The following is a 17,503-nucleotide window of genomic DNA, read 5'->3' on the forward strand; positions in this document are numbered from 1 at the left end:
CCATGAACGTCGCGTCTGCGCTTCGCCTCAAGACAGCGGGCCTGTGGCTCGCGCTCGCCTCGGCGCTGATCCTCGGGGCCGTCCTGGCGCTTCAATACGGCTACGGCTACGCCCCGTGCAAACTCTGCCTGACCGAGCGCCTGCCCTACTACGCCGCGCTCCCGCTCGGGCTTGCGGCCCTGTTCGCGCCGGCGCGGCTGGCTCGCCTGGCGCTCGGGCTCGCGGCGCTCGGGTTGCTGTATGGCGCCGGGATCGGGGTGTACCATGCCGGCGCGGAATGGGGGTTCTGGCCCGGACCGAGCGATTGCGGCGGCGGCACCGGCGCCAACCCGGGACAGATCGGCGATTTCCTGAACCAGCTTCAGACCACGAAGGTCGTCGATTGCTCGACCGCGGCTCTGCGCGTCCTTGGGATTTCGCTGGCCGGATGGAATGCCGTCGCATCCTTCGTGCTGGCCTTCCTGGCCGGCACCGCCGCAATGCGCCGGTGAGCGCCGCTCATCGAGCGGATCAGTTGCGGTCGTCGGGCATGATCGGGATCGGCGCGACGTCGATCCCCTCCTCGATCAAGGCCCGTGCCTCGGCCGGGCTCGCCTCGCCGTAGATGGAGCGGCCCTCGGCCTCGCCGTAATGGATCTTGCGCGCCTCCTCGGGGAAGCGTGTCCCGACATGCTCGGAATTGGCCACCACCTGTTCGCGCAAGACTCGCAGCATCGCGCGCACCTGACGCTCGGGCTCGGCGATCATCGGCATCGGGGCGTCGGCCTGGAGCGGCGCCACGGGCGTCGGACTCTGCCCGCGATCGGTGCGTACGACGCTCGGCGCCATGAGCGCCTTCGCCACCTTGTCGCTGTCGCAGATCGGGCAGGTCACCAGACGGCGCGCGGCCTGCGCATCGTAGGATTCAGAAGAGGGAAACCAGCTGTCGAAGCCGTGGGCGGCTTCGCAGACGAGACTGTACCGGATCATTCTGTCGCTTACTGTGCGGCCTGGACCTCAGGCCCGATGCGCTCGACCGTGAACGCGCGTCCGTGCTGCAAGGCCGGGATACGCGCCCGCGCATCCGCGACCTGGGCGAGGTCGATCTCCGCCAGGATTACTCCCGGCTCGGCCCCGCCGGCATCGGCGAGCACACGGCCCCAGGGATCGATGATGAGCGAATGCCCGTAGGTCTCGCGGCCGTCCTCGTGGACGCCCCCCTGCGCCGCCGAGATCACGAAAGCGCCGGTCTCGATGGCCCGCGCCCGCTGGAGGATGTGCCAGTGGGCCTCGCCGGTCTGACGGGTGAAGCACGCCGGAGCGGTGAGGATCTCGGCTCCGGCTTCGGCCAGCGCCCGATACAGGCCCGGGAAGCGGATGTCATAGCAGATCGTCAGGCCGAGCAGCGCCCAGGGCGTCGCCGCCAGTACAGCGCAGGCACCGCCCGTATAAGTCGCGGATTCGCGCCAGCGTTCGCCGCTCGGCAGATCGACGTCGAACAGGTGCAGCTTGTCGTAGGAGCCGAGGATCTCACCGTCGGCGCCGATCAGGTAGGCCCGGTTGGCGATCTTGTCGCCCGACCGCACCGCGATCGAGCCGATATGTACCATCGCGCCGGTCTCCCGGGCCGTCTGCCGGAGACTGGCCAGGGTCTGATCCTGGTCCTCGGTCGTGACGTGCGCGAACAGGCGTTCGCGGCTCCGCTCCACCAGGGAGGTCATCTCGGGGGTCTGGACGTAAGCTGCGCCGCGGCTCGCCGCCTCGCGAACGCCTGCCACGGCGGCATCGCGGTTGGCGCCCGGGTCGCGGCCCGAGCGCATCTGCACGCAGGCCGCCGTGAAACGCGTCTCAGGCATCGGCCTTGTCCGTCAGCAGCGGATCGAGCTTGCCGGCGCGGTCGAGGGCGTAGAGATCGTCGCAGCCGCCGACATGGGTCGTCCCGATGAAGATCTGCGGGACGCTGGTGCGACCACCTGAACGCTCGAGCATCGCGGCCCGGGCGCCTTGCGCGCGCTCCACGTCAATCTCCTGGAAGGCGACGCCCTTCTCCTTCAGCAGACTCTTGGCTGCCGAGCAGTAGGGGCACCAGGCCGTGGTGTAGATCGTGACCGGCTGCATGGCGTTCGTCGTCTCGCGCGGGGGCTGTCTCCATATAGGAGCGCGCCCGCCGGATTGCCTATGCCCGCGTGGTCACAGCCGAACCGGTCGGAGATCTGCGCCGATCAGGCAGCCATCAGCTTCTCGACCTCGTTGACGAGATCACGCAGGTGAAACGGCTTCGACAGGACCTTCGCGTCCTTCGGAGCCTTCGAATCCGGGTTGAGCGCGACGGCCGCGAAACCGGTGATGAACATCACCTTGATGTCCGGATCAAGCTCAGTGGCGCGACGTGCCAGCTCGATTCCATCCATCTCGGGCATGACGATATCGGTCAGCAGGAGTTCGAACGGCTCCTCGCGCAGCCGATTATAGGCGGAGAGGCCGTTGTCGAAGGACAAGACGTCGTAGCCCGCATTCTGCAGCGCCTTGGCCAGGAACCGGCGCATGTCGTTGTCGTCTTCCGCCAGTAGGATTTTCATCGGCCGTTTCCGAGCCCTCGAGTCAAAATGTTGATCCCATAAAGGGAGGTGATGGTAAACAAGGTGTTAGGATTGGAGCCCGCAGACGGCGCCGCGCGTTCCGAGGACGGTCCTGTGAGTCGTATGCGCCGGAGTGGACAGGTGACCGTTCGCATACCACAGTACGCGTCCGCCGCGTTTCCTCTACCGCCGGGGCCTTCACACACCCAATGACCGCGCCCGAAACGGTACAGCCCGATGCATTCGGTTTTGCCCCCGCCTTCGAGGTTGACGAACCGGCGACGCATACCCTGCCGTTCGTCTTCAATACCGGTCATTCCGGCGCCGTCTACCCCCCCGATTTTGTCGCCGCCTCACGACTGGATGCATTGAGCCTGCGCCGGTCCGAAGACGCCTATGTCGATCGCCTGTTCGCTGCAGTGGTCGAACTCGGCGCGCCGCTCCTGCGGGCCAACTTTCCCCGGGCTTTCCTGGATGTGAACCGCGAGCCGTTCGAACTCGACCCGCGCATGTTCGACGGCAGGCTGCCGCCTTTCGCCAACACCCGCTCGATGCGGGTCGCCGGCGGGCTGGGCACCGTGCCGCGGGTCGTTGCGGACGGCCAGGAGATCTACGCGCGGCGGCTGCCGGTCAGCGAGGCGACCGCCCGGATCGAGGCGTTGTACAAGCCCTATCACCAGGTCCTGCGCAGCCTGATCCAGCTCACGACGCGCACGCACGGCCATTGTGTGCTGATCGATTGCCACTCGATGCCGTCCTCGAGCCTCGGGCGCGATGCCGAGATCAAGGCCGACATGGTGTTGGGCGACCGGTACGGGACGTCGTGCGCGCCCGGCCTGATCGAAGCGTTCGAGGCGGCACTCCGCGCGCAGGGCTTCCGGGTGGTGCGCAACAAGCCCTATGCGGGCGGTTTCATCACCGAGCATTACGGAGAGCCGAATCTCCGCCGTCATGCCCTGCAGATCGAGGTCAACCGCGCTTTGTACATGGATGAGGCGAGCCTCGCGACGACGCCGGATTTCCCGAGTTTGGTCAAAGCGCTGCGGATGGTCATCGCCACAGTGGCGGCCGATCTGGGCGATCTCACACCGCGCAGGATCGCCGCCGAATAGGCCCCTTCCCGATCGCCGCGGACGCGGCGACCGCCCCACACGCTGCGCGTTATCGAGGTCCGGAAAGAAAAAAGGCCACTCCCGAAGGAGCGGCCCGAAGTCTAGGGAGGAAACGCCCAAGAAGGGCTACGGGACCGCGACGCCATCGCGATCTCGCAACGCACAAATTAAAGTGCGGCGCACAAGAAGCAAGGATTAATTCGCCTCGGCCTCCGCACCGGATGCATGCCTCTGCCGCGCCGCGCGCAACGGCTCAGCTCTGCGCCAGCAGCTTGGCGATCTCGGCCTTGAGCGGACCTGCGAGGTCCGGCCGCTCCAGCGCATAGGCGAGGTTGGCGGTGAGGAATCCGATCTTGGAGCCGGTATCGTAGGTCCGGCCCTCGTAGTGCATGCCGAAGAAATCCTGCGTTTCCATCAGGTCGATCATCGCATCAGTGAGCTGGATCTCGCCGCCGGCGCCCTTCTTTCCATGCTCCAGGATCCCGAAAATCTCGGGCTGGAGGATGTAGCGGCCGGAAATGATGAAATTCGACGGTGCTGTACCCTGCTTCGGTTTCTCGACCATGCCGGTGATCTCGAAGGACTGGCCGTAGGTCTCGCCGACGCTGACGATGCCGTATTGGTGCGTCTCCTCCGGAGCCACTTCCTCGACCGCGATGATGTTGCCGCCATGACGCTCGTAGGTCGCGAGCATCTGCTGCATGCACCCGCGGCTGAGCATATCCGGCAGCAGCACCGCGAACGGCTCGTCACCGACGATCTCCCGGGCGCACCAGACGGCGTGCCCGAGGCCGAGGGGCGCCTGCTGGCGGGTGAAGCTGGTCTGGCCGGCCTTGGGCAGATCGCGCTTTAGTTCCTCGTAGGCGGCGGTCTTCCCGCGCTCCTGAAGGGTGTGTTCCAGCTCGAACGCGATATCGAAGTGATCCTCGATCACCGCCTTGCCGCGACCCGTGACGAAGATGAAGTGCTCGATGCCGGCCTCGCGCGCCTCGTCGACGACGTGCTGCACGACCGGCCGGTCCACGACCGTGAGCATTTCCTTCGGGACCGCCTTGGTGGCGGGCAGGAATCGCGTGCCCAGGCCCGCGACGGGCAGGACAGCCTTGCGGATCGGTTTCATCAAGCAGCAACCCCGAAAACTGAATGGAACGGCATGGGCAATGGTTCAGGCAGTGAGATAGCCTACAGGACGCTTCGCAAGGCCTCTACGTCGATAGTATGAGCCGAAGCGCCGTAAATATACCGTTTGTGACCACCTAACGTCACCATTATCAAGTGGAATCCCACGTCACGCTTGAACGTGCGATGAAGCGGCGGCTGGAAGCCTTGCCCAGTCGCAGCCCGATCGGGCAAGGCTTCCGGCGGGAACCATTGGAACGGCATCGGAGCGGAGACATGGCGGTTCTGGTGACGGGCGGGGCCGGGTATATCGGCAGCCACATGGTTCTGGCGCTGCTGGATGCCGGCCACGAGGAGATCGTGGTGCTCGATGACCTCTCCACCGGCTTCGATTGGGCCGTGCCCGAGGGCGTCAAGCTCGTGGTCGGCGACGTCGCCGATCAGGCGCTGGTCACCCAGACCATCCTGCAGCACCGGATCGACGCGCTCGCCCATTTCGCCGCCCGGATCGTCGTGCCGGAGTCGGTGGCCGACCCGCTGGGCTATTACCTGGCCAACACGGTCAAGACCCGCGCCCTGATCGAATCCGCGACGCGTGCGGGCGTGCGCCACGTGATCTTCTCCTCGACGGCGGCCGTCTACGGCGAGCCCGAGATCGTGCCGGTGCCCGAGGACCTGCCGCTCAACCCGATCAACCCGTATGGCCGCTCCAAGCTGATGAGCGAGTGGATGATCGCCGATGCCGCGGCGGCCCACGGCTTCACCTATGTGGTGTTGCGCTACTTCAATGTCGCCGGCGCCGATCCGGCCGGGCGCTCCGGGCAGTCGACACCGGACGCCACGCACCTGATCAAGGTCGCGACGCAGGCCGCGCTCGGCCGACGGGCGCGGCTCGACGTCTACGGCACCGACTACCCGACGCCGGACGGCTCGTGCCTGCGCGACTACATCCAGGTCTCGGATCTGGCCGAAGCGCACCGGGTGGCGCTCGACCACCTGCGCGGCGGCGGCGAGAGCCTGACGCTGAACTGCGGCTACGGCCGGGGCTACTCGGTCCTGGAGGTGATCGAGGTGGTCAAACGGATCTCGGGCCGTGACTTCGAGGTCCGTTTGTGCCCGCGCCGGCCGGGCGACCCGGCCCGGATCGTGGCCGAGGCCGCCCGGATCCGGTCGCAGCTGGGCTGGCAGCCGCGCAACGACGATCTCGACGCCATCGTCGCCCAGGCGCTGGCCTGGGAGGACAAACTCAGTACGCGCAATCGGATCTGAGCCGGTGGCCTGCCGCCGTGCGCTGCTCGTAGCGGCGTTGTGCCTCGCACCGACGCTGTCCTGGTCCGGGACGCCCCAAACTTCGAACGGGGCTTTCGAAGCCTTCGTCGCGGCTCTGCGTATCGATGCGGAAGCGCGCGGCGTGTCCGCCGCGACCTTCGCGGCCGCGTTCCGCGCCATTACGGCGCCCGATCCGGGGATCCTGGGGCGGACCCGGCAGCAGGGCGAGTTCGTGCGGCCGGTCTGGGACTATCTCGTCGGTGCCGTGTCGCCAGGGCGAATTATCCGCGGGCGGGCGCGCGCTGCCGCGCTCGCGCAGACGCTCAAGGCCATCGAGAACCGGTACGGCGTTCCAGCATCGGTGGTGCTGGCCTTCTGGGGTATCGAATCGGATTTCGGCGCGAGCGCCGGCAGCACATCGACCATCCGGGCGCTCGCGACCCTCGCCGAAGCAAAGCACCGCGGCACGCTATTTCGTGACGAACTCCTCGCGGCCCTGTCGATCCTCCAACGCGGCGACATCGCGCCTGACCGAATGAGCGGAAGCTGGGCGGGCGCCATGGGGCAGGTCCAGTTCCTGCCGTCCACCTACCTCGCCCACGCGGTCGATTTCGACGGCGATGGCCACCGGGATATCTGGACGAGCGACGCCGACTCGCTGGCATCCATCGCGGCCTATCTCAAGGATCTGGGCTGGGATCCGGCCCTATCGTGGGGCTACGAAGTGCGTCTTCCCGAGGGGTTCGACCTCACCGATTATACCGGCGACCTCGGCAAGTTCGCGGCCCGCGGCGTCCGGCGCGTGGACGGCAATCCTCTGCCTGAGCGCGGCAATGCCACCCTGTTCCTGCCCGGAGGTCTCGGGGCACCCGCTTTCTTGATCACCGGCAATTTCGAGGTGATCCGCGGCTACAACACATCCGATTCCTACGCGCTAGCGGTAGGGCATCTCGCCGACCGTCTCGACGGCGGACCCGTTCTGGCGAACCCGTGGCCGACGGGCCCGCGCCTCGACGGCGCGGGGTTGCGCGCGCTCCAGACCGGGCTGGCTGCCGCCGGTGTCTACGATGGCCCGAAAGATGGCCGTGCCGGACCCAAGCTGCGCGAGGCGGTGCGCCGCTACCAGATTGGAGCGGGTCTGCCGGCGGATGGCTACGCCACGCCGACGCTTCTCGCCCACGTCCAGGGGCGCCACGGCCGCGGTCAATAGAGCCCGGTTTAGACGCGCGTGTCGCTCTACCGTATAGTACCGCCGACCGATCGGCTTCCGGTCGTCCAGGGAATGCGCATGAGAGTCGCCGCTTGGCGTCGCACCATCCGTCCGGCCGTCCTCGGGCTCACCGTCCTGCTGTGCCAAGCCGGCCTGTCCCTTTTCGGCAGCGGGCCAGTCAAAGCGCAATGGGGCGACGGCTATCAGCAGCCCGGAAACGGTGCCTCCTACGAGGCGCCGCCGCGGCGTCGCCCGCGCGACGCGTATTATCGCGATGACGGATCTTACGCACGGCAGCCGCGCTATGCGCCGCCCCAGGAAGCACCGCGTCAGTTCTACTGGCCGTGGGAGGATCGGCCGCAGCAAGTCGCCCCCGCGCCGGAGCGCACCTACCGGGCACCCCGCCCGCGCGGCAATATCGGGACTGCCGACGCGCAACGGCCTCCGCCCGTCATCAAGCGTCGGGAACGGCCCGCCCGGGCGCCGACGCCGCCGAAGCCCGCCATCGCCAAGACCGCCCCGAACGTGCAGATCGCGGTATTCGGCGATTCGCTCGCCGATCACCTCGCCCACGGCCTCGACGACGTCTTCGAGGACAATGCCGACATCGCCATCGTCGATCGCGCGAAGGGCGACAGCGGCCTCGTGCGCAAGGACGTGGTCGATTGGCCGAAGAGTGCTGAAGACTACTTCCGGACAAATCCGAAGGTGCGCTACGCGCTGGTTATGCTCGGCGCCAATGACCGGCAGCCGATCCGCGAGGGCGACGAGACGGCCGATCCGCTCACCGATCGCTGGAAGGCCCTGTACCGCGCGCGGGTGGATGCCCTTCTGAAGGTGTTCACCGACCACAAGGTGCCGCTGGTCTGGGTCGGGCTTCCGCCGATGCAGAGCGAGAGCCTGAGCCGGGACCTCGCCAGCATCAACGACATCGTGCGGGACAGCGTGACCAAGGCCGGCGCGACCTATGTCGATATCTGGCCCGGTTTCGTCGACGACCGCGACCGCTACGCGGCATCCGGCCCCGATCCCGAGGGTCAGATCGCCAAGCTTCGGACGGCCGACGGCGTGCACTTCACCAAGGCCGGCGACCGCAAGCTCGCGCACTTCGCCGATGTCGAATTGAAGCGTCTCATGGGCACCGCCGCGCCGGCGCTGACCGAGCCGGCGCCCACCGCCACCATCGCGCCGGCTGGGCCGCCCTCGACATCGGGCCCGAGCCTTGACGGGTCCGGGCAGCCCACCGACACCGCGACGATCGACCGCCAGATCACCGCGATGCTGCCGAGCCTGCCGGAGCCGCCGGGTGTTCCGGCTCTACCGGTGAAACCCGCGGCCGGTCCTGTCGTGCCCCTTGGTCGAACCGAAATCTCTCCCGGTGGAACGTTGCTGACCGGTCGCCCGCGCGACGGCGATAATCTCGGCACCGTCGAGCGGACGCTCGTCCGCGGGGCTGCACCGCTCCCGCAGCCCGGCCGCGCCGACGATTTCCGGTGGCCGCCAGGCTGACGAGACGAGGTCGGCGCGGATCTGGTGGCCCGCGCCGGTGGATCGAGGCCGGTTATCGCGGCAGGACGCTCGCGCCCATCAGGGTCTCGTCGATGGCGCGCGCGGCTTGGCGGCCCTCGCGGATCGCCCAGACCACCAGGGACTGCCCACGGCGCATATCGCCGGCGCTCCAGATCTTCTCGTCCGAAGTGCGATAATCCTCCTCGTTCGCCTCGACGTTTCCGCGCTTGCTCACGCTGATGCCGGATTGTTCGAGAAGGCCCTTCTGCACCGAGCCGGCGAAGCCGATCGCCATGAACACCAGATCGGCCGGCAGGATGAACTCGCTGCCGGGAATCGGCTGACGCTTGGCGTCGACCCGGGCACAGACCACGCCGGTCAGCCGGCCCTTCTTGTTGCCGTCGAGCCGCAGCGTCGCCGCCTGGAACTCGCGCTCGGCACCTTCCGCCTGGCTGGACGAGGTCCGCATCTTGGTCGGCCAGTACGGCCACACCGTCAGCTTGTCCTCGCGCTCGGGCGGCCGGGGCCGGATATCGAGCTGCGTCACCGACAGGGCGCCCTGGCGGAACGCGGTGCCGACGCAGTCGGAGGCCGTGTCACCGCCGCCGATCACAACGACGTTCTTGCCCGAGGCCAGGATCGGGGACTCGCCGTTGCCGCGCATCGGCTCCGCGGCGACGCGCCGGTTCGACTGGATCAGGTAGGGCATCGCGTAATGGACGCCCTCCAGTTCCTGACCGGGGAGCTGCGGGTTCCGGGGATCCTCCGCGCCGCCGCAGAACATCACGGCGTCGAACTCAGCCTTCAGCTCGTCCACCGGCTTCGTCACGCCGATATTCTGGCTGTAGTGGAAGACGACGCCCTCGGCCTCCATCTGCCGCACGCGGCGGTCGATGTGGCGCTTCTCCATCTTGAAGTCGGGGATGCCGTAGCGGAGCAGGCCGCCGGCCTTCGGCTCGCGCTCGAACACATGGACGTCGTGGCCGACCCGGGCGAGCTGCTGGGCCGCCGCGAGACCGGCCGGCCCGGAGCCAACGATCGCCACGCGCTTGCCGGTGCGCACGGAGGCCGCCTCGGGCTTGATCCAGCCCATGTTCCAGGCACGGTCGGCGATGGCCTGTTCGATCGTCTTGATGGCGACCGGCTGGTTCTCGAGGTTGAGCGTGCACGCCTCCTCGCAAGGTGCCGGGCAGACGCGGCCGGTAAATTCCGGGAAGTTGTTGGTGGAATGGAGGTTGCGCGACGCCTCCTCCCAATCCGACTGGAACACGAGGTCGTTCCAGTCCGGAATCTGGTTGTGGACCGGGCAGCCGGTCGGGCCATGGCAGAACGGAATGCCGCAATCCATGCAGCGTGCCGCCTGTTTGGTTAGGTCGTGCTCGTCGAGCGGCAGGGTAAACTCGCGGAAGTGCCGCACGCGATCGGCCGCGAGCTGATACTTCTGCTCCTGCCGGTCGAACTCGAGGAAACCCGTGATCTTGCCCATCGATCAACCCTTGAGGCCCGCAGATCGACCGATGCTGCAGCCTATGAGACCTTCATTCCGCAATCGGCACCCGTGTCGCTCGGGTGCCGATACCGAGAACTCTACTCCGCGGCCACCGGCATCCGGGCCATCTCCATCTCGCGCAGGGCGCGGCGGTATTCCACCGGCATCACCTTGACGAACTTGGTGCGGAAGCTCGCCCAGTCGTCCAGGATCTGCTTCGCCCGCGGGCTGCCCGTATATTTGAGATGGTTGGTGATCAGCTGGCTGAGGCGCTCCTCGTCGTGGCCGGACATGTCGGCCAGGATGTCGACACGCCCCTTGGTCTCCAGGTCGCCGTCCTGGTGGAAGCGGCGCATCAGGTCGTCCTCCTCCTCGACGGGCTCGAGATCGACCATCGACAGGTTGCACCGAGCCGAAAACGAACCGTCCTCGTCCAGCACATAGGCGATGCCGCCCGACATGCCGGCCGCGAAGTTGCGCCCGGTCTCGCCGATCGAGACCACGACGCCGCCGGTCATGTACTCGCAGCCGTGGTCGCCCATGCCCTCGACCACCGTGATCGCGCCGGAGTTGCGCACCGCGAAGCGCTCGCCCGCGGAACCGCGGATGTAGCACTCGCCGGCGATCGCCCCGTACAGCACGGTGTTGCCGACCATGATGGTCCGGTCCGGGGGCGACCGCAGGGCGTCGCTCGGCCGGATGATCAGCTTGCCGCCCGACAGGCCCTTGCCGACGTAGTCGTTGCCGTGGCCGGTCAGCTCGATGGTGACGCCGGCCGCGACCCAGGCGCCGAAGCTCTGGCCGGCGGTGCCGGACAGCTTCACCACGATGGTGTCGTCCGGCAGCCCCTCGTGGCCATGCGCCTTGGCGACCATGCCCGACAGCATCGCACCCGCGGCCCGGTCCGAGTTGCGGATCGTGTCGGTGACAACCACCGGCTCGCCGGTCTCGATGGCGTGCTTGGCCCGCTCGATCAGGCGCCGGTCGAGCACCGTGTCGATCGGATGGTGCTGCTTCTCCACGTGCCGGATGGCGATGCCGTCCGCCACCTTCGGGCGGTGGAACAGCTTGGTGAAGTCGAGCCCGCGCGCCTTCCAGTGGGCGATGGCCTCCACCTTGTCGAGCACGTCCGAGCGGCCGACCGCCTCCTCCAGCTTGGTGAAGCCGAGCGAGGCCAGGATCTCGCGCACCTCCTCGGCCACGAAGAAGAAGTAGTTCACCACGTGCTCGGGCGTGCCCTTGAAGCGCTTGCGCAGAACCGGATCCTGCGTGGCCACGCCCACCGGGCAGGTGTTGAGATGGCACTTGCGCATCATGATGCAGCCGGCTGCGATGAGCGGCGCGGTCGAGAAGCCCATCTGGTCGGCGCCGAGCAGGGCCGCGATGACGACGTCACGCCCGGTCCGGATGCCGCCATCGGCCTGGAGGGCGACGCGCCCGCGCAGGCCGTTGAGCACCAGCGTCTGCTGGGTCTCGGCCAAGCCGGTCTCCCACGGGCCGCCCGCGTGCTTGAGCGAGGTCAGCGGCGCGGCGCCGGTGCCGCCGTCATAGCCCGAGATCGTGATGTGATCGGCCCGCGCCTTGGCGACGCCCGCCGCCACGGTGCCGACCCCGACCTCGGAGACGAGCTTCACCGACACGTCGGCCGACGGGTTCACGTTCTTCAGGTCAAAGATCAGCTGGGCCAGATCCTCGATCGAGTAGATGTCGTGATGCGGCGGCGGCGAGATCAGGCCGACGCCCGGGGTGGCGTAGCGGACCTTGGCGATCTTGGCGTCGACCTTGTGGCCGGGCAGCTGGCCGCCCTCGCCGGGCTTGGCGCCCTGCGCGACCTTGATCTGCATCATGTCGGAATTCACGAGGTATTCCGTCGTGACGCCGAAGCGACCCGAGGCGACCTGCTTGATCGCGGACCGGCGCGAGCGCCCGTCCGGCAGCGGCTTGAACCGCTCGACCTCTTCGCCGCCTTCGCCGGAATTGGACCGCCCGCCGAAGGAATTCAGCGCAATGGCGAGGGTCTCGTGAGCCTCCTTCGAAATCGAGCCATACGACATCGCCCCGGTGGCGAAGCGCTTGACGATCTCGGAGGCCGGCTCGACCGAATCCAGCGGCACCGGCTCGCGGCCGAGCTCCGTCGCGCTCTTGAGACGGAACAGCCCGCGCAAGGTCTTGAGATGGTTCTCCTGCCGGTTCACCAGAGCGGCGTATTCGCGGTAGCGCTCGGGCACGTTGAGGCGCACCGCGTGCTGGAGCGTCGCGATCGTGTCGGGCGCCCAGGTATGGGCCTCGCCGCGGAGCCGATAGGCGTATTCGCCGCCGACATCGAGGGCGTTGCGGTAGATCGGCGCGTCGCCGAAGGCATCGCGGTGACGGCTGACCGTCTCCTCGGCGACCTCGGCCATGCCGACGCCTTCGATGGTCGTGGCGGTGCCGAAGAAGTCGCGGCTGACGAAGGACGAGTTCAAGCCGACCGCGTCGAAGATCTGCGCGCCGCAATAGGACTGGTAGGTCGAGATGCCCATCTTGGACATAACCTTCAGCAGACCCTTATCGATCGCCTTGATGTACCGGTAGATGATCTCGTCGTCGGTGAGGTCCGGCGGGAACTCGTTCTTCATCGCCAGCAGCGTCTCGAAGGCGAGATACGGATTGATCGCCTCGGCGCCGTAGCCGGCCAGGCAGGCGAAATGGTGCACCTCCCGCGGCTCACCGGATTCGACCACGAGGCCGACCGATGTGCGAAGCCCCTTCCGGATCAGATAGTTATGCACCGCCGCGGTGGCCAGAAGCGCCGGGATCGGGACCCGGTCCGGTCCTATGGCGCGGTCGGTCAGCACGATGATGTTATAGCCGCCGCGCACCGCCGCCTCGGCGCGGTCGCAGAGGCGGTCGAGCGCCCCGTTCATGGCCTGCGCGCCCATTTCGGCCGGATAGGTCACGTCGAGGGTCTTGGTGTCGAACCGATCCTCGAAATGGCCGATCGAGCGGATCTTCTCCAGGTCGCCGTTGGTGAGGATCGGCTGGCGGACCTCCAGGCGCTTGCGCCGGGACGCGCCTTCCATGTCGAGCAGGTTCGGCCGCGGCCCGATGAACGAGACAAGGCTCATTACCGCCTCTTCCCGGATCGGGTCGATCGGCGGGTTGGTGACCTGCGCGAAGTTCTGCTTGAAGTAGGTGTAGAGCAGCTTGGATTTGTCGGAGAGCGCCGAGAGCGGCGTGTCCGTGCCCATTGAGCCGACCGCCTCCTGGCCGGTCACGGCCATGGGCTGCATCAGCAGCTTGAGGTCTTCCTGCGTGTAGCCGAAGGCCTGCTGGCGATCGAGCAGGCTCACGTCCGAGCGCGATTCCCGCGCCACGACGGGCTTGAGATCCTCCAGCACGATCTGGGTGTTCTTGACCCAGTCCGCATAGGGATGTGCGGCGGCGAGCTCGCCCTTGATCTCCTCGTCGGAGACGATCCGGCCCTTCTGCAGATCGATCAGCAGCATCCGGCCCGGCTGCAGGCGCCAGGACTGGACGATCTTCTCGTCCGGGATCGGCAGCGTGCCCATCTCGGAGGCGAGCACGACGAGCCCGTCATCCGTGACGATGTAGCGGGCCGGACGCAGGCCGTTGCGGTCCAGGGTGGCGCCGATCTGGCGACCATCGGTGAAGGCCACGGCCGCGGGTCCGTCCCACGGCTCCATCAGGGCGGCGTGGTACTCGTAGAAGGCGCGCCGCTCCTCGCTCATCAGCGGATTACCGGCCCAGGCCTCCGGGATCAGCATCATCATGGCATGCGCGAGCGGGTAGCCGCCCTGCACCAGGAACTCGAGGGCGTTGTCGAAGCAGGCGGTGTCGGACTGACCCTCGTAGGAGATCGGCCAGAGCTTCGAGATGTCGTTGCCGAACAGGTCCGAATCGACGCTGGCTTGCCGGGCCGCCATCCAGTTGACGTTGCCGCGCAGCGTGTTGATCTCGCCGTTATGGGCGACCATCCGGTACGGGTGCGACAGCCGCCAGGTCGGGAAGGTGTTGGTGGCGAAGCGCTGGTGGACCAGGGCGATCGCCGAGACGAAGCGCTCGTCCTTCAGGTCGAGGAAGTAGTCGCCGATCTGGGTGACCAGCACCATGCCCTTGTAGACGATCGTCCGGGTCGAGACCGAGACCGGGTAGAACTCCTTCACCCGCGGGTCGTCGAGGGCGTAGACCTTGTTGGAGATCACCTTGCGGGCGACGAAGACACGCCGCTCGAACGTGTCCTGATCGGAGACCGAGCCGGGCCGGCCGATGAACACCTGCCGGTGATGCGGCTCGGTTGCCTTCACGGCCACGCCCAGATCCTCGGGATCGACCGGCACGTCGCGCCAGCCGAGCAGCGGCAGACCTTCGGCCGCCAGAGCCGATTCGATGATGCCCTGGATGATCGCCCGGGGTTCCTCAGCTTTGGGCATGAAGAACTGACCGATGGCGTATTGCCCCGCCGGCGGCAGCTCGAAGCCGAGACGCGAGCACTCATCCGAGAAAAAGCCGTGCGGGATCTGGGTGAGGATGCCGCAGCCGTCGCCCATCTTCGGATCCGCGCCCACCGCGCCGCGATGGTCGAGATTCTCGAGGATCTTCAGGCCCTGCTGGACGATGGCATGGGTCCGGCGGTCATGCATGTCGGCGATGAAGCCGACGCCGCAGGCATCGCGCTCGTTCGCCGGATCATAGGCGCCCTGGGCTTTGGGCAGGGCGGGATCACGCACCGTGAGCGGCATCGCGCCGCCGCGCGGGGCGGCAGCCTGGAACTCGGAAGCAGCAAACTCGTCGGTGGGTCCGCGCTGGGCCATGCTTCGCCTCGTCCTTCCCTCGATCCCCTCCGCCGTCGGTGGACCAGCCAGCATGTTTCATGCCCGCAAGCCGTAACCGCCCGACGCCCTGACTCGATGCCGCAGGCGATCCGGTCGGTCCCCAGAGAGACGTGCCCGTCGACCTTCGTTCATCGAGAACCCGGACCGCTCCAGGAGCGGCGCGCTGGCGCGCTCGAGACCGTCTGCCGGATTTCGCGCTGGCGCGCGAGACGGCGACGATCGGTATGCGCGGCCGATGGGACAGTTCTACTGTCCTAAGTAGCGAAATTGGCAGATTGAAACCGTTTCAGCAAGGGAGCGCGCGAGGACGCGGGCGCGACATCGGCGACTTGGCTTAAACCGCTGTTAATCAGTCTCTTCCGCAATCTCGCCCGAATCACGCGGTCTACGGGCTTTGCCGAGCACAAGCGGCATGCGGGGCAACGACCTCGCCGGCATGGTCGAGGTCTGGGCAAACCAGCCCAGACCATGCCGGGACCGGTTACTCTGCCGGGTCTCCAAGACGGGAACGCATCAGAGTGATGATCGAGAACAGTATGGCTGGCCGCGCACGGCGCGCAACGACGCGTGCCCTAGCAGCGGTGCTCCTGTCCGGCGCCGCAGTGCTGGGTCTCTGCAACGTCGCCAGCGCGCAATTCGCCTTCGAGGAAGACATCCTGCCGCCGCGCGTCGTCGCGTGGCGCCTGGCCGACCGCGGCTTCAGCGGGATGAGCCGCCCACGCTTCGACGGGCGCGTCTACGTCGTCGATGCCGTCAGCCCCACAGGCGTTCCGGTCCGGCTGTTCGTCGATCCGGCCGCGGGCGCGATCGTCGGACGCCAGCGGCTCGGCGCCCCGGAAACCTATGCGAGGCTCGAGCGGCCCGCCCCCGGCTTCGGCTGGACCGAGGAGGACGCGGCCCCGCGGCGTCTCCTGCGGCCGGCGACGCCGGACGATGTCCCGGCGCCGGCTGCGCGTCCGCTGCGCCGTGCCAATCCCGAGGCCCTGCGCCCGGAAGCCAATCCCGACGGTCTGAATCCCGACGGCCGTGCCCGCCCCGAAGCGCCGCGCAAGGTCGCCCGCGCGGCCCAGCCTGGCCGCCAGCCCGAGCTGAAGCCGGCGCTTCGCACCGTTCCGGAGGCGCCAGCCCCGAAGGTCGCCCCTGTGGACGCGGCCAAGGCGGACTCCGCAGCCGATGCCAAGCCGGACACCAAGTCGGCCGCCATCGAGAAGACGCCGCCCGCGACCGCCGCGCCGACGAATGCCGCCCCTGCCAGACCCGCAGGTGGCGCCGTCGCCGAGGCGCCCAAGCCTGCGGCACAGGATTGGAAGGACCCGCCGCCGGACAAGAAGCCGGTGCGAATCATCGGCGGCGCTACGATCGTCCCCGGCCCGTCCGAGAAAGAACCGGCGGCCGCGCAGTAGCGCTACGTTCCCGAAATCAGCCGCTCGGCCCCGGTGAAGACGGTCACCGTGTCCGAGCGTGCGATGGCACAGAGCGTGATCCCGTGCGCCTTCGCGCGCTCCAGCGCCAGGGAGGTCGGGGCCGAGATCGCTACGATAACCGCGGCGCCGAGGCGCGCGGCTTTCTCGACCATCTCGAACGAGCAGCGGCTGGTGATCACCAGGAAGCCGTGGGCGGGGTCGGTGCCGGCCCGCATCAGCGCGCCGATCAATTTGTCCAAGGCATTGTGCCGGCCGACATCCTCGCGCACCGCGACAAGCGTGCCGTCGAGCCGGGCCCAGGCGGCAGCGTGAACCGCCCGGGTCTCGGCGCCCAAGACCTGCGCGGCATCGAGGCCCCTCAGCGCCTCGGCGATCGCGGGAAGCGCCACCCGCATGTCCGGCGCGTCCCGCATCTCGGCCCGGGGCAGCTCGGTCAGATCCTCGATCCCGCAGACACCGCAGCCGGTCCGGCCGCTGATCGCGCGCTTGCGCGCCAGATGCTCCCGCAGGCGGCCGGGGGCCAGCTCGACATGCAGGCGCAGCCCGTCCGGCCCGACCTCGACCCGCGTCCCTCGGATCTCGGCGGCAGATTCGATGATCCCCTCCGTCAGGCTGAAGCCGTAGGCGAAGTCGTCGAGATCGGCGGGCGTCGCCATCATCACCGCATGCGGCACGCTGCCGTAGACGAGGTTGACCGGCGCCTCGACTGCGAGCGAGCGCGTGCCGGGCAGAGGCTCGGAGGCCGTGTAGGCGACCACCCGCATCGGGGCTCGGACCGCGCGAGGCGGCAGCTCAGATGATCGGTCCACGGGTTTCGTCAACATCCAATGCTCCGACGGGATCCGATAGAACCTCCGCCCCAACGCACCCGGAACGCCAGAACAGACTCGAAGGCGGCGAAAGGTCCGGACGAAACCGCCTCGACCACCTCTGAAAGAGCCTGAAATTGCGCGCTGCGACGCTTGTGCGGTTGCACCT

The 17,503-nt window shown here is 67.9% G+C and carries 14 protein-coding genes; 6 read left to right on the forward strand and 8 right to left on the reverse strand.

Features of this window, described 5'->3' with window-relative positions:
* The first annotated feature begins 2 nt into the window (after positions 1-2).
* On the forward strand, positions 3-491 hold the full coding sequence (locus tag MKL09_RS15875; RefSeq protein WP_244021606.1) for a disulfide bond formation protein B: 489 nt from the start codon (positions 3-5) through the stop codon (positions 489-491).
* Positions 492-510: 19 nt separating this feature from the next.
* Here MKL09_RS15875 and MKL09_RS15880 read toward each other — a convergent pair whose 3' ends face one another.
* The 4 genes from MKL09_RS15880 to cpdR all read right to left on the reverse strand — a co-directional run bounded on the left by MKL09_RS15880 (position 511) and on the right by cpdR (position 2,558).
* Entirely contained in the window at positions 511-969 is a 459-nt protein-coding gene (locus MKL09_RS15880) for a DUF1178 family protein (protein ID WP_244021612.1), read from the reverse strand.
* Positions 970-977: 8 nt separating this feature from the next.
* Positions 978-1,835 carry a carbon-nitrogen hydrolase family protein gene (locus MKL09_RS15885; RefSeq protein WP_244021619.1) on the reverse strand — a complete coding sequence of 286 codons (858 nt, stop codon included), beginning with the start codon at positions 1,833-1,835 and terminating at the stop codon, positions 978-980.
* Complete coding sequence (gene grxC, locus MKL09_RS15890; protein ID WP_244021622.1) at positions 1,828-2,097, reverse strand: glutaredoxin 3; 270 nt, start codon at positions 2,095-2,097, stop codon at positions 1,828-1,830. Before grxC ends, MKL09_RS15885 begins: the two co-directional genes overlap by 8 nt.
* Before the next feature lie 104 nt (positions 2,098-2,201).
* Positions 2,202-2,558 carry a cell cycle two-component system response regulator CpdR gene (gene cpdR / locus MKL09_RS15895; RefSeq protein ID WP_007558883.1) on the reverse strand — a complete coding sequence of 119 codons (357 nt, stop codon included), beginning with the start codon at positions 2,556-2,558 and terminating at the stop codon, positions 2,202-2,204.
* Positions 2,559-2,767: 209 nt separating this feature from the next.
* Between cpdR and MKL09_RS15900 the strand changes: the two genes are divergently transcribed.
* Positions 2,768-3,670, forward strand: coding sequence for an N-formylglutamate amidohydrolase (locus MKL09_RS15900; RefSeq protein WP_244021624.1), 903 nt, complete (start codon positions 2,768-2,770; stop codon positions 3,668-3,670).
* Between the two features lie 253 nt (positions 3,671-3,923).
* Here MKL09_RS15900 and galU read toward each other — a convergent pair whose 3' ends face one another.
* Positions 3,924-4,790, reverse strand: a complete 867-nt coding sequence (gene galU, locus MKL09_RS15905; RefSeq protein ID WP_244021626.1) for a UTP--glucose-1-phosphate uridylyltransferase GalU — start codon at positions 4,788-4,790, stop codon at positions 3,924-3,926.
* A 275-nt stretch (positions 4,791-5,065) separates the two neighbouring features.
* Between galU and galE the strand changes: the two genes are divergently transcribed.
* The 3 genes from galE to MKL09_RS15920 all read left to right on the forward strand — a co-directional run bounded on the left by galE (position 5,066) and on the right by MKL09_RS15920 (position 8,777).
* A complete protein-coding gene (galE, locus tag MKL09_RS15910; RefSeq protein ID WP_244021627.1) occupies positions 5,066-6,058 on the forward strand; it encodes a UDP-glucose 4-epimerase GalE in 993 nt (330 codons plus the stop codon).
* Positions 6,059-6,062: 4 nt separating this feature from the next.
* Positions 6,063-7,268 (forward strand): lytic murein transglycosylase, encoded by a 1,206-nt coding sequence (locus MKL09_RS15915; RefSeq protein ID WP_409566936.1) that lies wholly within the window; start codon positions 6,063-6,065, stop codon positions 7,266-7,268.
* 72 nt (positions 7,269-7,340) lie between these two features.
* Positions 7,341-8,777, forward strand: a complete 1,437-nt coding sequence (locus MKL09_RS15920; RefSeq protein WP_244021629.1) for a DUF459 domain-containing protein — start codon at positions 7,341-7,343, stop codon at positions 8,775-8,777.
* A 52-nt stretch (positions 8,778-8,829) separates the two neighbouring features.
* On the opposite strand, the gene MKL09_RS15925 is transcribed toward MKL09_RS15920, so the two are convergent.
* Together MKL09_RS15925 and gltB are read right to left on the reverse strand one after the other, a co-directional pair.
* Positions 8,830-10,263 (reverse strand): glutamate synthase subunit beta, encoded by a 1,434-nt coding sequence (locus MKL09_RS15925; RefSeq protein ID WP_244021631.1) that lies wholly within the window; start codon positions 10,261-10,263, stop codon positions 8,830-8,832.
* Positions 10,264-10,364: 101 nt separating this feature from the next.
* Positions 10,365-15,080 carry a glutamate synthase large subunit gene (gene gltB / locus MKL09_RS15930; protein ID WP_244021633.1) on the reverse strand — a complete coding sequence of 1,572 codons (4,716 nt, stop codon included), beginning with the start codon at positions 15,078-15,080 and terminating at the stop codon, positions 10,365-10,367.
* A gap of 557 nt (positions 15,081-15,637) precedes the next feature.
* Here gltB and MKL09_RS15935 point away from each other — a divergent pair.
* Positions 15,638-16,504 carry a hypothetical protein gene (locus tag MKL09_RS15935; RefSeq protein ID WP_244021635.1) on the forward strand — a complete coding sequence of 289 codons (867 nt, stop codon included), beginning with the start codon at positions 15,638-15,640 and terminating at the stop codon, positions 16,502-16,504.
* A 2-nt stretch (positions 16,505-16,506) separates the two neighbouring features.
* Here MKL09_RS15935 and fdhD read toward each other — a convergent pair whose 3' ends face one another.
* Positions 16,507-17,349 (reverse strand): formate dehydrogenase accessory sulfurtransferase FdhD, encoded by an 843-nt coding sequence (fdhD, locus tag MKL09_RS15940; RefSeq protein ID WP_409566937.1) that lies wholly within the window; start codon positions 17,347-17,349, stop codon positions 16,507-16,509.
* Between the last annotated feature and the right edge of the window lie 154 nt (positions 17,350-17,503).

It is taken from the genome of Methylobacterium sp. J-048 (assembly GCF_022829515.1).
Lineage (GTDB): Bacteria > Pseudomonadota > Alphaproteobacteria > Rhizobiales > Beijerinckiaceae > Methylobacterium.